14 protein-coding genes are annotated in these 15,917 nt (G+C 49.3%); all 14 read left to right on the plus strand.

Going from position 1 to position 15,917, the window contains the following annotated elements:
* The first annotated feature begins 81 nt into the window (after positions 1 to 81).
* The 14 genes from LQV63_RS13400 to ebgA all read left to right on the plus strand — a co-directional run bounded on the left by LQV63_RS13400 (position 82) and on the right by ebgA (position 15,894).
* Positions 82 to 873 carry an alpha/beta hydrolase gene (locus tag LQV63_RS13400; protein WP_233697085.1) on the plus strand — a complete coding sequence of 264 codons (792 nt, stop codon included), beginning with the start codon at positions 82 to 84 and terminating at the stop codon, positions 871 to 873.
* Positions 874 to 891: 18 nt separating this feature from the next.
* On the plus strand, positions 892 to 2,346 hold the full coding sequence (gene cls / locus LQV63_RS13405; protein WP_019421247.1) for a cardiolipin synthase: 1,455 nt from the start codon (positions 892 to 894) through the stop codon (positions 2,344 to 2,346).
* A 176-nt stretch (positions 2,347 to 2,522) separates the two neighbouring features.
* On the plus strand, positions 2,523 to 2,936 hold the full coding sequence (locus LQV63_RS13410; protein ID WP_019421246.1) for a BlaI/MecI/CopY family transcriptional regulator: 414 nt from the start codon (positions 2,523 to 2,525) through the stop codon (positions 2,934 to 2,936).
* A gap of 3 nt (positions 2,937 to 2,939) precedes the next feature.
* On the plus strand, positions 2,940 to 3,788 hold the full coding sequence (locus tag LQV63_RS13415; protein ID WP_233697086.1) for a M56 family metallopeptidase: 849 nt from the start codon (positions 2,940 to 2,942) through the stop codon (positions 3,786 to 3,788).
* 91 nt (positions 3,789 to 3,879) lie between these two features.
* Positions 3,880 to 4,284 (plus strand): DoxX family protein, encoded by a 405-nt coding sequence (locus tag LQV63_RS13420; RefSeq protein ID WP_233697087.1) that lies wholly within the window; start codon positions 3,880 to 3,882, stop codon positions 4,282 to 4,284.
* 196 nt (positions 4,285 to 4,480) lie between these two features.
* Entirely contained in the window at positions 4,481 to 5,581 is a 1,101-nt protein-coding gene (locus LQV63_RS13425; protein WP_019421243.1) for an AI-2E family transporter, read from the plus strand.
* Between the two features lie 293 nt (positions 5,582 to 5,874).
* The gene (locus LQV63_RS13430) at positions 5,875 to 6,663 is read left to right on the plus strand and encodes an AAC(3) family N-acetyltransferase (protein WP_233697088.1); all 789 of its coding nucleotides are present in this window, start codon (positions 5,875 to 5,877) and stop codon (positions 6,661 to 6,663) included.
* 148 nt (positions 6,664 to 6,811) lie between these two features.
* Complete coding sequence (locus LQV63_RS13435) at positions 6,812 to 8,467, plus strand: hypothetical protein (RefSeq protein ID WP_233697089.1); 1,656 nt, start codon at positions 6,812 to 6,814, stop codon at positions 8,465 to 8,467.
* A 217-nt stretch (positions 8,468 to 8,684) separates the two neighbouring features.
* Positions 8,685 to 9,371: an HD-GYP domain-containing protein gene (locus tag LQV63_RS13440; protein ID WP_233697090.1), complete on the plus strand. Its 687-nt coding sequence runs from the start codon at positions 8,685 to 8,687 to the stop codon at positions 9,369 to 9,371.
* Positions 9,346 to 9,702 (plus strand): response regulator, encoded by a 357-nt coding sequence (locus LQV63_RS13445; protein ID WP_233697091.1) that lies wholly within the window; start codon positions 9,346 to 9,348, stop codon positions 9,700 to 9,702. The genes LQV63_RS13440 and LQV63_RS13445 overlap by 26 nt, the downstream gene beginning before the upstream one ends.
* Before the next feature lie 177 nt (positions 9,703 to 9,879).
* Entirely contained in the window at positions 9,880 to 10,653 is a 774-nt protein-coding gene (locus tag LQV63_RS13450) for a pirin family protein (RefSeq protein WP_233697092.1), read from the plus strand.
* A gap of 29 nt (positions 10,654 to 10,682) precedes the next feature.
* Positions 10,683 to 11,297 carry an NAD(P)H:quinone oxidoreductase gene (gene wrbA / locus LQV63_RS13455; RefSeq protein ID WP_233697093.1) on the plus strand — a complete coding sequence of 205 codons (615 nt, stop codon included), beginning with the start codon at positions 10,683 to 10,685 and terminating at the stop codon, positions 11,295 to 11,297.
* Positions 11,298 to 11,766: 469 nt separating this feature from the next.
* Entirely contained in the window at positions 11,767 to 12,342 is a 576-nt protein-coding gene (locus tag LQV63_RS13460; RefSeq protein ID WP_233697094.1) for a putative ABC transporter permease, read from the plus strand.
* Between the two features lie 474 nt (positions 12,343 to 12,816).
* Positions 12,817 to 15,894 (plus strand): beta-galactosidase subunit alpha, encoded by a 3,078-nt coding sequence (ebgA, locus tag LQV63_RS13465; RefSeq protein ID WP_233697095.1) that lies wholly within the window; start codon positions 12,817 to 12,819, stop codon positions 15,892 to 15,894.
* The last annotated feature ends 23 nt before the right edge of the window (positions 15,895 to 15,917 follow it).

Consider the following 15,917-nt stretch of genomic DNA (forward strand, 5'->3'; position numbering starts at 1 on the left):
ATGTGCTTCTAGATTGACTTCGTGCTCAAAAGTGAGCTTTTTGAGCAACCTCTTAAAGAAAACGTGGAAGGGGATAGAGTAGTGGCACTGATCAATTGCAGTTTTTATTCCGAAGCATTAGGGTTTAATACGTCCATGACCGTCATTCTGCCACAGAACACGACGACTCAGTACGGGATGGAAAATGTCGCGGTGTCCAAGCAGCTTCATCCTACGCTGTTCCTGCTGCATGGACTGTCGGATGATGATTCGACTTGGCTGCGGCGCACCTCGATTGAGCGGTATGTCGCCGCACTGGGGATCGCTGTCGTCATGCCGCAAGTGCAGCGCAGCTTCTACACCGATATGGCTTATGGGTATAAATATTGGACATTTTTGACGGAAGAGCTGCCTGCGATTGCACGGGACTTCTTCCCGTTATCTCCAGCGCGCGAACATAATTTCGTCGCCGGGCTGTCCATGGGCGGTTACGGCGCATTCAAATGGGCGCTGTCCCATCCAGACCGTTTCGCGGCAGCGGCGAGCTTATCCGGCGCGGTCAATATGGCGAACCCGTACTTCCGCGATAATATGATGCCGATGGATTATAAGCTGGTCTATGGCCAAGAGAAAATATCGGATACCCCGAATGACTTGTTTCACCTGCTCGCACAATGTGAGCGGACAGAAGGCGCAAAGCCGATGCTGTATCAATGCTGCGGCACCGAGGATTTCTTGTATGAAGATAATGTATTATTCCGCGATGCGGTACGGCAGACGGCTCTTGATTACACATACGATGAGGGTCCAGGTACGCATGATTGGGCCTATTGGGACGCCCGGATTCAGGATGTGCTTCGCTGGCTGCCGCTGAACAACAAGGAACAGTCATAGAACAGGAGAACCATACGAATGTGGATGTCAGAAGCAATCAACTTTTTGGCGAAGTGGATTGTCGTTATCAATTTTTTGTTTGCGGCGGTCATCATCTTTCTGGAGCGGCGCAACGTCGGCGTAACATGGGCGTGGCTTATGCTGCTGCTATTCTTGCCGTACGTTGGCTTTCTCGTTTACATTTTAATTGGACAAAATCTGGCGCGCCGAAAAGTATATAAAATAAAGCCGCGCACCGAGCGGCTCGTACGAGATGAAATTGCCGTTCAGGTACGGCAGATGCAGCAAGGGGAGTTTTTTTATCGACAGCCTTCCAATCAGAAATATGAGCAATTAATTTACATGAATCTGGCGAACAACTACTCGCCTTTAACGCAGAACAATGAGGTCGACATTATAACGGATGGTCATGAAAAAATTGATGCGCTCATTGCACGCATACATAGCGCTACGAACCATGTTCATCTGCTCTATTACAAATTGGCAGGGGATGAGACGGGCAGAAGGGTCATCGATGCTTTGACAGCCCAAGCAGAGCAAGGGCTCGAGGTGAGGCTGCTGTACGACGACATCGGTTCGCCTGGTTTGAAGGAGGACGCGTTGCAAGGCTTGCGGGCAGCAGGGGGAGAGGTTTATCGATTTTTCCCGTCCCGGATTCCGTATTTAAATCTGCGAGTCAACTACCGCAACCACCGCAAAATTGCGGTCATCGACGGAGAGGTAGGCTTTGTCGGCGGGTTCAATATCGGGAATGAGTACTTGGGACTGGACCCGAAAATTGGGCATTGGCGCGACACGCACCTTGTGCTCAAGGGAGATGCTGTTCACCGGCTGCAGGCGCAGTTCATGCTTGATTGGTCGATTGCGGCGCAACAATATATTCCGTTTGCTCCAACCTACTTTCCGGATATCAATACGAACGGCAGCAAGGCTGTACAAATCGTGGCGAGCGGACCGGATTCGGACAAGCAGCAAATCCGCAACGGCATGATCAAGCTCTTTTTTGAGGCGAAGGAACGCATCTACTTGCAGACGCCGTATTTAGTGCCAGATGACAGTGTGCTCACAGCGCTTAAGGTCGCCGTCCAATCGGGGGTGGATGTGCGCATCATGATACCGAGAAAAGGAGACAGCCGGGTTGTGCAGTGGGCCTCCAATTCGTATCTGGGAGAGCTGCTCCGCGCGGGAGCGAAGTGCTACTGGTATGAGAAAGGATTTCTCCATGCCAAAACGGTCGTGGTGGACGGGCAAGCGGCTTCTGTCGGCACAGCCAATATGGACCACCGCAGCTTCGAGTTGAACTTCGAAGTGAATGCCTTCGTCTATGACGACGGGATCGGTGCGCGGTTGGAGCGTATATTCGAAGACGATATGCGGGATGCGCGCCTCTTGACGTGGCCCGAATACAAGCGGAGAGGCATCGGCAGCCGCTTCGTCGAATCGATCTCCCGCCTGCTCTCGCCGATATTGTAGAATGTAAGCTGGAGCCTGTTCACGTGCAGTCTTTTCACTAACAGCGAGCCATTCCCCTTATACAAGCGATGGATGGAGGTGGCTCGCTTGTTGAGCATAATCATACCTAAATATGGACATACTTGACATGTCCTGCGGTTTCACACTACAATTCGTAGTGGGGAGGTCGTGCTGTGATGAAGATTCAGAACTTCAAGTTTCACGAGAGCGGAATGAATCGTTTCTTCGGGCCGCTGGAAGCCAAGATTATGAACATCTTGTGGGATGGCAACGAAATGACGATCAAAGATGTTCAGAAGAAGCTGGAGCAAGAGAAGAATGTCAATTTCAATACCGTTATGACGGTGATGAACCGGTTGGTAGAGAAGGGGATTCTGCTCAAGCGGACGGAAGGAAGAACTTCGTTATTTCGCCCGGTGTTATGCCGCGACTCGTTCCTGGATACCCAATCCAAGGAGCTGACGCACGAGCTGATGGATGAATTCGGCCCTCTTGTGGTCAATCACATGCTCGATGCATTGGAGGATGTAGATGAAGGACTGTTGGATAAGCTCGAGCAAAAAATAAAACAGTGGAAAAAGGACACGTAATCCATGTGGAATAATCGATCAAAGCTGATTTTTGGGTCGTCCGTTCTGATTGCGGCAATTGTTCTATTTCAGATGGGGATGTACTCGATGCAAGTTCTCGCAGGCTGGGAACTGCATTTTAACCTCGTCGAGGTATGCTCGACGTTGATGCAGAATTACGGCTTGTCCACGTTTGCTTACGCTCTTGATGCTTTAGTCTTTTATACGTTGTTCTTAATGCTGTTCGCTGTAGTGAGACAGATCGTGCTTTCCAAGAATGCCTATAAAAGATTAAAGACCTATCGGCATGAATGGCACACCACAGCCTTCAATTACTCCTATAACGGTGGTAAAGAACGCATCATCGTCATTGATCATCACGCGCCGATTGCGTTTACGATGGGCTTGTGGAAGCCGAGAATTATTATTTCCACCGGGCTGATGGAGCTGTTGGACAGCAATGAGCTCGAAGCGGTCATCTATCATGAGATGTATCACCAGAAGCATAGAGACCCGATTAAGACCTTTGCGGTATCACTGTTCGCATCGGTTATGTGGTACCTTCCGATCCTGAAATGGTCTAGACAAAAATATAAAATCGTCAGAGAAGTGCTGGCGGACCATTATGCGATCAGTCGGCTTGGGACACCGGCACACTTGGGAAGCGCCCTGTTCAAAATGCTAAAACGCGGCCAAACGGCACCGATGCCGTTCTCCTATGTGTCATTTGCTGACACGTCGATCAACTACCGCATTCAACAGCTAGTCGAACCGGAGACGGATGATTCGTGGAAGCTGCCGTTTACGCCGGCGATGATCTCGCTGCAGGTGCTGCTTGTGTTGTGCGCTATGTTTATTGTTGCGTTGTCCTAATTTTTTATCATATAGCACTACTTTTTATCATATAGCACTACAGTATGTAGTTTGAAAAATGTACAATCATTCAAATGAGGAGGATTTCATTATGTTTGCAAACAAAGGAACAGGTTCTTTAATTATTCGTCTGGTGCTTGGTATTATTTTCTTCGTGCACGGATTGCAAAAATTCCAGGGTGGGATTGAAAATACGTCCGGATTTTTCGACAGCGTAGGTATTCCTGGATTTATGGCGTATGTCGTTGCCGCGATCGAGCTGGTAGGGGGCATCTGCTTGGTGCTTGGCCTCGGTACGCGCATCGTTTCCGGTGCATTTTTTATCATCATGCTGGGCGCGGTTGCGACGGTCAAATGGTCAATGGGCTTCGTCGGCGGTTACGAACTCGATGTGGCGTTAATGGCGATGTCTCTGCATTTGCTCGTAAGCGGCAGTTCCTTGCTTTCTCTTGACCGGATGATGTTCGGCCGTGCTGCAGACCAAAATAACGCCTAATTGGATATTGAAAGGTTGTTCAAATTGAACACGGACTATAAGCAATAAGCTTCATCCCCTTCCCGTTCGTCCGCAAGCCGGTGTCTGTATCAACAGATGCCGGCTTGTTTTATGATCGGCAACCGATTTGTAGTTCAAAACGTAATCCATATATACTTATCTGTGTGCAGAGAAAATTACAGTCCCGGAGGTCGCGATGTTCAAGGATCGGAAAACGTTATATTATTTAGGTTTATTCACTATTGGCTTGGTGCTGTACAAGCTTGTTGACAATATCGATAACGTAATGGGCGTTGTCGTTTCATTTTTAACCATGCTTACGCCGCTCTTCATTGCTTTTTTCATTGCGTATTTGCTGCGGCCGCTCGTGAACGTATTGGAGAGAACATTGCTGGCTAAGACCCGATTGAAGCGAATGTACAGCATATTGCTCGTGTACACGTTATTTTTGGGAATTATCGTGCTGTGCATCACGGTGATTACGCCAAGGGTCATCACCAGCGTCAGCAATCTCCTTACCAACATGCCGAGCTATCTGGCGAGCACTGACGTATGGATACGATCGAATGTGCTGGAGCAAGAATGGTTTATCCGTTCGGGATTAGGCGAGAAGCTCGGATCGTACTTGAGTTCCGTCTCTAGTCAAATCAGCGACTTTCTCAAGTTGATTTTGAACAATTTGCTGTCCAGTCTGCTTTCACTCACTTCCACGCTGCTTAATTTAGTCATCGGCTTTATCATTTCGATTTATCTGTTGAAGGATAAGGAGAAGATTGGCGGGGGCTCTACCAAAATATTGTATGCGCTGCTGTCCAAGGGGCGGGCTGACTCGATTATTGCGATCGTCAAGCGGACGGACAACATCTTCTCACAATATTTCGTCGGCGTTATCTTGGATGCGACGGTTATTGGCACCATTGTGTTTGCAGGCCTGCTCATCCTGCAATCGCCGTACGCGCTGCTATCCAGCCTGATTGTGGCGGCAACGAATGTCATTCCGTATTTCGGGCCGTTCATGGGTATGGTCGTTGTCGGCATCATTACGCTGTTCGTGTCCCCTGCCCAGACATTGTGGATTGTTCTGTTCATTTTCCTGGTGCAGCAATTGGACGGGTACCTCATTGGACCCAAAATTTTGGGCAACAAGGTGGGGATTGGCCCGATCTGGATTATACTCGCAATTATTATCGGCGGCGGATGGTTCGGCATTATCGGCATGTTTATATCCGTACCGATTGTGGCCGTCATCAAAGCCGGCTTCGATTCTTTCATTAGCCGGAGAATTGCCGCCCGCTGACAGCGGATGGCTTCCCTCAACACTAGACGGAGTCTCTGCCAATATGGCGGACTCCGTCTTTTTTCAGATCATGATGCTTTCACCCAGCGCGGTTATGTACCCAACACCTTCTTTTCACGTGGTCGGCTTGACGTCAGGCAATCCTTGCGTCTCGCTTCCCTCTATGGTTGGTTGGTCATGGCGGCATTTCCCACAGGATTGTTTTTTAGTAGTCGTTGGTGTTTCGTCATGTCAATACGTACCTTTCAAAATCAGGTATACTATTGGCAATGGGACTATAGAGGAGGATTGCTGTGCATACGAAAGCAAGCTTGATGAAGCAATTGGAGCAACTGGACATCGACAAGCATGGCACGCTGCTCGTTCACTCTTCGTTAAAGAGCATGGGCGAGGTGGAACACGGAGCTAATACGGTGCTCAATGCACTGTCGGAGTATATGAAGGATGGATTGCTGGTGCTTCCCACCCATACGTGGGCAAATATTAATGCGGACAACCCGAAGTTCCATGTGGATGCTTCTCCGTCCTGCATAGGCATACTTCCGGAGTTGTTCCGCAAACGTCAAGGCGTGGTTCGCTCTTGGCATCCGACGCATTCGGTAGCGGCATTAGGAGCAGATGCGATAGCCTTTACAACTGGAGACGAACGTTGCGATACGCCTTGCGCAAGGGAATCGGTCTGGGGAAAGCTCTTGGACCGGGAGGCTGCCATCCTGCTCATTGGCGTCGATCTGCGGCGGAATACGTTCATGCACGGGGTGGAGGAATGGGCCGACATTCCCGGGCGGGTGTCTAATGAGCCAGAATTATTGTACACCGTACTGCCTGACGGTACGGAGATACCGGTCCCTTCCCGGAGACATTATGGGAAGAATTGGTCGGAGCATTTCTGGAAGGTAGAAGATGTATTCGAGCAGAGAGGCGTCATGTATAAGGGAACATTCGGTGATGCAGAAGCGCGAGTATGCAATACGGTGCGAATGACAGACCTTCTGTTTGAAATGCTGCACGTATTCCCGGATTTGTTCTCGGATAATGAGCCTCTCAGCGCTGAATTTACGAACCGTTTTATGAGCGAGTAGCTGTCATCCAGGGGCTGCTGCGCCCCTTTTTGGACTGTGCGCCAATGGTGTTCGTGCGCAAAGTTTATTGTTCTTGTGCAATCGATGATATAATGGACGCATGAGTCTAAAGTCTTATTTTTACAATGACGAAAGCAGATGAAATGAAATGAGTGACAGACTGAGCTTTTCCAGATGCCTCAAGACGATGATGGACATTACTGGATTGACGGCACGGCGTTTGGCGCATGCGCTTCACTTCGAAGTGTCGTCGGTATATAAATGGATGACCGGGCAGCGGATGCCGCAGCAGAACAACATGACGAGCCTGTGCCATTCCATCGCCGCTGAAATCGCCGGGCTCATCGTGCCCGATTCCCCGATGGAGGACCGAATCAGACCGCTGCTGCTGTGCTACGCTCCCGAACCGGAAGAAAGTCATTCTTCCATGCCTCGGAAGAAACAATACGAGCAATGGGTGGAGCACGCTTTGCAGCACGCGTATACGCTCTCCAAATTTTCCAAGCGCAATCACGCATCATGGCCGTTCCAAGCCAACGAATCAGATGAAGTCAGTCCTTTCTTGGCGGAAGCGGATGGACATTCAATCCAACCTTTGCATGGGACATGTCATCTTCCCATTGGTGCCGAAATTTGCTGCAATTCGCAGAGCTACCATCAAGCGCTGCTTGATATGCTGAAAGAAGCGGGCAAGGCCGGAGATTCAGCGGACAAACAGTTAGTCAGCATAGTGCGGTGGGGGAGTGATTTGCTGAATGAACCTGAAGACATGCGGAAGGGCCTCATCCGTCAGCTCAAGCAGCTATCGCAGCAAGGATGGGAGCTTAGTGTCGGGTATATCCACGATTTATATGATGAGATCTCGTACGACTCGTTCAAAAGGCTGATAGCCGTGTATCTCGAATGCCCCGAAATCAACTACTTCATGCCGAATAGCAACTATAAGATGGTATCCATTGATAGAGTAACCGTCATATCCGGTGTTGGAGCATTACTAAGTTATAATCTGCAGGAACAGGGATTTGATCTGACGATTATCGTGCGCAACACAGAGGCAGTAAGCCAGATGCTGACCTATTATCGCAATGTTTTGAAGACATTCAGGCGGCTCATCCGCACGTATGATCAAGATCCGGCAATCACCACCGATGCGGAGCATTGGAACTATCTGGCGGGTGATATGTATCTGTTAACTCGCACCATTCCATCCATATTCATGCCTGACAAGCTGTTCGAACGCATGCTGGAGCATCTGAAGGTTCCTTCATTTACTAATAGCCGCGATGAACTGATTCATAATATGCGAGAAAAAAGAGCGCTCATGTTAACCCAAATGTCCAGTTATAAGTTTTACTGCAAGCTGGCCAAGAGCAGCTTCATACAATTTGTGCGAACCGGAAAAATGACGTTGTTCGGTGTCGATCTGTGTTTCTCGGTACAGGATCGTATCGAATGCGTCAAACATATTATACATATGCTGGGGTATCCCACCGTCAATTTGCTTGTGTACAATCTACAAGATATGGAGCATAAGCGGGTGAGCAGGCTCATCCTGTTTGAAGACAATCAGTTGAAAGTGCAGCTCCGTGTCAAGCCATCAGGGCACAAAGCGTTCTCTGGGGAAGAGAACGTTCATATTTCGATTGAAGATCCGTTCATTGTCGGCTTGTTCAAACAGAGGTATTTGTTGAACTGGGATCATGCGGATTGGAAGTCCAAAGATAAAGCCCATTGGATTCGCTGGTTAGAGAAGCATCTGGCCTGGTTGGAGGACAACAAGACAACATTGGACAAATTGAATTGAATCCAGTAACCACCAAGTGGAACTATTGTCGATTACACACATCGTCAGTGGTTCTTTTTTGCTGTGGACAGGTTGAGGACAGACAGCCGGGCTTGCGGACTGGAAAACGCATGAACATCGTCTGTGGACGGCGCTTGGACAAAACGGTCAGATCGCTATGCATCGGAACGGTCTTTTGTTACGGTGGAAGCAAATGGCTTAGGAAGGGAGACACTGCATGATAATGGAACTGTCGAGAAGCTTCTATACGAACATGAAGCGGAATCATCGCCAGCAGATCAAGTGGCAGCAGGCCCAGGCTTTATTTGAAGCGTTGAAATGCCGGGATGCCGATACGGCAATGCATTCCCTCGTTACGGGATATACGTCGGTTCAACTATTGATTCACTTACGGTTCCAAGGCGCATTTCTGCAGCATATGCGCATTGATGATGTGTATCTCGGCGGGCTTCTTCATGATATCGGCAAGCTGTCCATGGGGGATGATATATTAAAATCGGACAAGAAGCTGGACCAATCCCAGCGGGATGAGCTGGAAGGGCACGTGGCGGAGGGAGTGGGCATACTGCGAAAGCTCGGTATGGAGAAGGACATTGTGGACCTCTGCCTATATCATCACGAACGCGCAGATGGAAGCGGATATCCAGCCGGCCGGATGGAAGTGCCAGCGATTGGGCGGCTGGCTGCCGTCGCGGACGTGTATGCGGCAATGAAAGTGCCCAGAGCGTATCAGGATATGGAAAGGTCTGACGCAGATATAATGGGTTATTTCTATTCCAATCATGAGCAGTACGATTTGACCATCATCGATGCATTGGCTGAAGTCGTGAAGCAACTGGCACAGAACGGGGGTAAATCGGGGAACATTGGAGAGGTGCATGATGAAAAAGGTGCTCGTCGTTGACGATTCGCTGTTTATGCGGCATGTATTAAAAAATATATTAGAGCGCAATGGTTATGATGTGATAGGCGAGGCGGCCGATGGCAACGAAGCGGTCTTGCAGTACGAGCGTCTCAAGCCCGAGATTGTAATGATGGACATTACGATGCCGGGCATGGACGGATTAGCTGCGCTGCGTCAGATCCGCATGAATGATGAACAGGCCAACGTCGTCATGGTGTCAGCGATGGGACAGAGTTATTTTATAAGGGAGTCCTTCTGCGCCGGAGCGAAGGGCTTCATCATCAAGCCATTTCAAGAAGAGCACCTCGTGGAAACGATAAGCAACTTGTAAGTTTTATCGACTTTCGATTTGACATAGATGGAATGGCGATCTATAATTATCTCGAGTTCAAGATAAATGTTGAACTCGTTCTTTTTTTGGCAGATATCTCGAATTCGTAATTATAGATTTCGTGATAATTCATACTTCATAGACAATGGGTAACAATGATGAAAGGTGGTGTCCAAGATGAAACTTCGCGTTCTGACTCCAGCCGAGCAAGGCTCTGGGGAGTTCGATGGAGGCACGATTATCGAGCAGAAGCCCATTGGATTTTCCGGAGAAGGATCGGCCATACATCGACTGGGTCCGCTATTTTACTGGGCATGGGCGCATGCGGAAGTGGAAGGCTTTATTGGCTCGCATCCCCACCAGGCGTTTGAAATTCTCACTTATGTCATTCACGGGCAAGCCTATCACGGAGATTCGCTCGGAACGGAAAGCATAGTTGGTCCTGGCGGCGCCCAACTCATTCAGGCGGGTTCTGGTGTATATCATCAGGAACGACTCGTAGGCCCAGACGCTGAGCTATTCCAGATCTGGTTTGAACCGAATATTCGGGACGCGCTGCGCAGAGATCCACAGTACGCCGCATATGAGGATCATAAGCTTCCAAAGCAAGAGCAAGAGGGAGTGACGGTGAAGACCGTCATCGGCGGGTCATCTCCCATTCATATCGTGGCTGATGCCGGGATGTGGGACGTATCGTTGGCGCCGGGCGCTTCATACGTGCACTCTCTATGCCCTAACCGAACACTGGCAGTTCTAGCCGTGAGAGGCGGCGGGAAGTGCTCCGCCGATGATGCTGGCGCACAATCATTCGAGGAGAAGGATTTCCTCGTTCTTCGTTCGGAAGAAGACGGTCAGGTCCATTTTGCCGCCCAAGGCGCCAACGGATTGCAGATAGTCCTCATTGAAGTTCCGACAGAAGTAGACTATCCGTTATATCCGAAGAAACCATAAATCAAAACGTTTAAAGGAGCGTGTCTTACATGTCCAATGTCAAATTAGCGATTATTTATTACAGTTCCACTGGAACGAACTATCAATTGGCACAAATGGCAGCAGAAGGTGCGAAGGCAGCGGGAGCAGAAGTGAAAATAGTGAAGGTGCAGGAACTGGCTCCAGAATCCGTGATCGCTGGCAACCCGGCTTGGAAAGCCCATGTGGATGCCACACAGGACGTGCCAGTCGTGACGCATGATGACCTGACGTGGGCTGATGCGATCATATTCAGCATTCCGACCCGATTCGGCAATATGCCGGCTCAGATGAAGCAATTCCTCGATACGACAGGCGGCTTATGGTTCCAAGGGAAACTCGCTAATAAGGTTGTAAGTTCAATGACCTCCGCTCAGAATCCACATGGCGGCCAAGAGCAGACCATTCTGTCTCTCTATACTACGATGCACCATTGGGGAGCAATTGTAGCTACACCTGGGTATACGGATCCTAGCATCTTTGCCGCAGGCGGCAATCCATACGGAACTAGTGTTACGGTGGACCAGGATGGCAATATGGTAGAGAATGTGCGCGAAGCGGTCATGCACCAAGCGAAGCGTACTGTAACGGTTGCCGAGTGGGTGAAGAAAGGCTTGCAGGGCTAATATTATGTCCCATTGGAAAATATACATTAGAATGTATCGATTGAGCGGCTAAACGGCATGTGGACTGTATTTTATACAGTGGATCTGGCTGGGTTCAGCGAATTCTGCGGAATGAATGGCAAAGTACTGTATGAATTCCAATGGAATCTACCGTAATGAGGTCCAAGAGCTGTTTTCATTGTACTAAATCCAATGGGTGGGACAAGAAACAAAGCTGGAACGCCAAACCTTCGGCGAACCTAATAATAAAACTGATCCAAATCAATTTTTAGATGTAAGCATGATACATCAAGGTCGGGGGATAATCCCCGGCCTTTTTTGCCGATTGGGAGCCTAAATGAAAAAAACGTGGTCTAAGCTGGTAACGACAGTTTGTGAAGCACCTTCATAGATAGGCAAGAGGAATAATGTAAGGATGGCGAACCATAATAAGGGAGATTCACATCTCACGTAAAGGTTGGTCATCCTTATGAATCTGTTCACTCCATCTATTCCATTTCAGCCGGCTCTCTCTGGAGTGGAGGATGCGCTCGCGCTCCTCTTTTACTTTATGCTCTACTCCTTTGGCGGATGGGTATTGGAACAAGTATACAGTTGGTTCACGACGGGAACCTTTTGGAAAGAAGGCTTCCTATGGGGACCATTCAAACCGATGTACGGTATTGCACCGGTCCTCTTGTTGCTCTACGCGGAGCGGGGAGCGCATTGGAGCACCATGCTCCTCTTATGCTTCATCATCCCCTCGGCCGTCGAATATATAAGCGGATTGATGCTGCAGAAAGTATTTTACCGTCAATGGTGGGACTACTCGGAGTATCCGCTTCAGCTGCACGGACATTTATGTTTGCAGTTCTCACTTTATTGGCTCCTCCTGTCCTTTGCCGTCGTACACTGGGTTCAGCCTTGGGTAGCGGCGCTATATGGTCATTTGTCGGTCGTATGGAACATGCTGTGTCCTATGTTTATGCTCTATTTCTTGACCGATGTGGCATGGACCTTCTGGAGCCGCCGGAGACGGGGCAAATGGATGATGTCTAATCGGTAAAAGGTGATACATATCGGTGCTGAAAAGTGTCCTTTTTGAACAGGCACTTTAACTCATTGGGATGAAACTGTACGGGGATGGCTCGGATTCAAAGGCGATCGCCTGGTCTCTCCAGCGGCCCCCCTCCACCCCTATTTGTTTCGTTGTCAACCTTAATGGGGCTTCACAATAGCCTAAACCAGCCTAAAAAAGGCTGGTTTATTTTATTCTATTTTTTTTTACTAAAACGCACATGTGAGATATAAATGCGTCACCTTATTGGTAAAAGTTTTACTAAAAGATATTGATAACAAGTAAAACAAATGGTAAAGTTTCATTGTAAACGATTGCAATTAAGAGGCTGATCAAATATTTACACTTCTCTTCAACGTGCTCGGTTTCATTATATTTATGGGCTTTGCGGTTATTCGCTGGCGACGCTATGAACGTAATCATATTTATCCACAACAGGGAAACAAAAGGAGGCTATCTAACATGAACAACGTAAAAACATGGGAAAATATTTTGATTTCTCATGTCAATCGGATGAAACCAAGGGCATTCTTTTATTCATATCCAGATAGACAGAAGGCGTTATATAATCAACCGGCCTATACCCATCATTTCAAAAGTCTGAATGGCACTTGGAAATTCAAATTCCTTGAAGCGCCCGAGTATTCGCCTGTAGATTTTGAACAGCCTTCGTTCGATTGCATGGGTTGGGATAAGATTACTGTTCCGAGCAATTGGCAGCTTGAGGGCTACGGAAACATGCACTATTCCGACTTGTGGTACAACTTCCCGATCCGTCCTCCATATGTACCGACGGACAACCCTACCGGTATTTATAAACGGAACTTTACTATCGGCGAGGACTGGCTCCGTCATCAGCAGGTGATCGTGCGGTTCCATGGCGTAGACTCGGCCTTTCACGTGTGGGTGAATGGCAAGGAGGTCGGCTATAGCAAGGGCGCTCGCCTGCAGGCGGAATTTGATATTAGCGGCTATGTTCAACACGGAGACAATGAAATTACCGTCCGCGTATACCAATGGTCGGACGGCACGTATCTGGAAGACCAGGATATGTGGTGGCTGAGCGGGATTTTCCGCGATGTCGATTTGTACACGCAGCCGTTGGCGGGCTTGGAAGACTATAGCGTCGTCACGGATTTGAACTCTGATTACACAGCAGCGGAGCTGCAGATCAACGCCGCAATCCGCGGGGCCAAGCCTGGTCTTACGCTGGCTTACGAGCTTCTGGATGCTTCCCGCCGACTTGTGCTATCCGGTGAGATAGAAGCGGGGGCAAGCGCAACTATTCGGGAGCATGTCCAAGCGCCGGAGCTGTGGAGCGCTGAACAGCCCTATTTGTATACCCTGCTATTAACGATTAAGGAAGGGGATTCGGTTGTGGAAGTCGTGCCGCAGAAGGTCGGATTCCGCAAAATCGAGACAAAAGGGGATACGTTTACCGTCAACGGCGTCGCGATTAAGCTGAAAGGGGTCAATCGGCACGATTATCATCCGGTAACTGGCCGCGTGGTAGCGAAGGAAGATATCGTAAAAGATATTGTGCTTATGAAGCAGCATAACATTAACGCGATACGTACGGCGCATTACCCGAACGCTCCGTATCTTTATGAGTTGTGCGACGAGTACGGCATGTATGTCATTGACGAGACTGACCTTGAGTGCCACGGGTTCGAATTAACGGGCAATTACAACTGGCTCTCCGACGATCCGGCTTGGGAGCTGTCCTATGTCGATCGAATCGAAAGGATGATCCACCGTGACAAGAACCATCCTTGCATTGTGATGTGGTCGTTAGGCAACGAATCTGGCTTCGGGCATAACTTCAAGGCGATGGCACAGCGTACGAAGGAACTGGATCCGACCCGCTTAGTGCATTATGAAGGGGACTATGAGACGGAAGTGACGGATGTATATTCGACGATGTACTCGTGGCTGGAGCACCCGACGAGGAAGACGATGCAGAACATTATCGAGACGTCCACGAAACCGCACATTTTGTGTGAATATGCCCATGCAATGGGGAACGGTCCAGGGAACTTGAAGGATTATCAGGATCTGATCTATGCCCATGACAAGCTGCAGGGCGGCTTCATATGGGAATGGTTCGACCACGGCATCCGGAGCGTCGATGAACACGGTCGCACGTATTACCGCTACGGCGGTGATTTCGGGGACGATCCGACGAACGGGAATTTCTGCATCGATGGACTCATCATGCCAGATCGCACGCCATCGCCGGGGCTGTTGGAGTATAAGAAGGTCATCGAACCCGTGCATACCCATGCGGTCGATCTGCGCCAAGGCGTGATTACGGTCGAGAGCAAATATGACTTTGCCCCATTGGATCATCTGACGCTCATCTATTCCATCGTGAAGGACGATGAAATTCTGCAGACCGGGCAAGCGGACCTGTCAAGGATTGAAGCCCGTTCCAGCCGTGACATTCAGCTTGACTATTCGCTCGACTTTGAACCGGAGCTTGGCACGGATTACTATTTGAATATATCATACATTTTGAACCGTGAATATCGCTGGGCACCGAAGGGACATGAGCTGGCGACGGCCCAATTCATGCTGCCGATTCAGACCGAACCATTCGTGATTGAACCGAGCGGCACCTTGCAGGTTGAAGAGCAGCACTGCGAGCTCATCGTGCGCGGGGACGACTTTGAAATTCGCTTTGATACAGTCAAAGGCCGGATGACATCATGGAAGCGCAACGGCACAGTCATCGTGGAGCAAGGGCCGCAGCTTCAATTTTGGCGGGCAACGATCGATAACGATATGGAAATCGTACAAGATTATAAAAAGAAAACCTTCATGCATCTGATGCATGAAATGGTGGAGGATGTGTCCTACGAGCATGCCGGGGACTATGTGCGGTTTACTGCAGCGACCATCAACGGCACGACGAACTCTGCGTGGCACTATCGTTCCCGTTATCATTACCGGATCTATCCGAACGGCGACCTGCTCTTTGAAGTGAGCGGCGTGCCTGAGGGCATGATTCAAAATGCGCCTGAAATGATACCGCGCATCGGAGTGTCCATGCATCTGAATCAAGCATGCGAATTCGGAAAATGGTACGGCCGCGGGCCGGGAGAATCGTACGTCGATTCGAAGCAAGCGAATCTATTTGGCGTATATGAGCGGACAGTCGATGAGATGTTCACTGACTATGTGTATCCGCAGGAGAATGGAAATCATACCGATTGCCGTTGGGTGCGGCTTGCGGACCGTTATGGAGCGGGACTGATGGCTGTCGGTTATCCGCAGCTGGACTTCAGCGCAGTGTACTACGAAGTGGATGACTTGGATGCTGCCAGGCATACGATCGACTTGCAGAAGAGAGATTATATCGTGCTGAATCTCGATTATAAGCAGAATGGGCTCGGATCTAACTCTTGCGGCCAGAACCAACTGGATAAATACCGTTGCAAGTTCGAGCCGTTCCAGCTCAGCTTGAAGCTATCCGTGTATTCCAACAAGGAAGTATCCGATATTATGAAGGCTAAAGAAACGTTGAAAACGATGGAATAAGCCCCATTCCCGCTATCCGACAG

This window comes from Paenibacillus profundus (assembly GCF_021369635.1).
Classification (GTDB): Bacteria; Bacillota; Bacilli; order Paenibacillales; family Paenibacillaceae; genus Paenibacillus_B; species Paenibacillus_B profundus.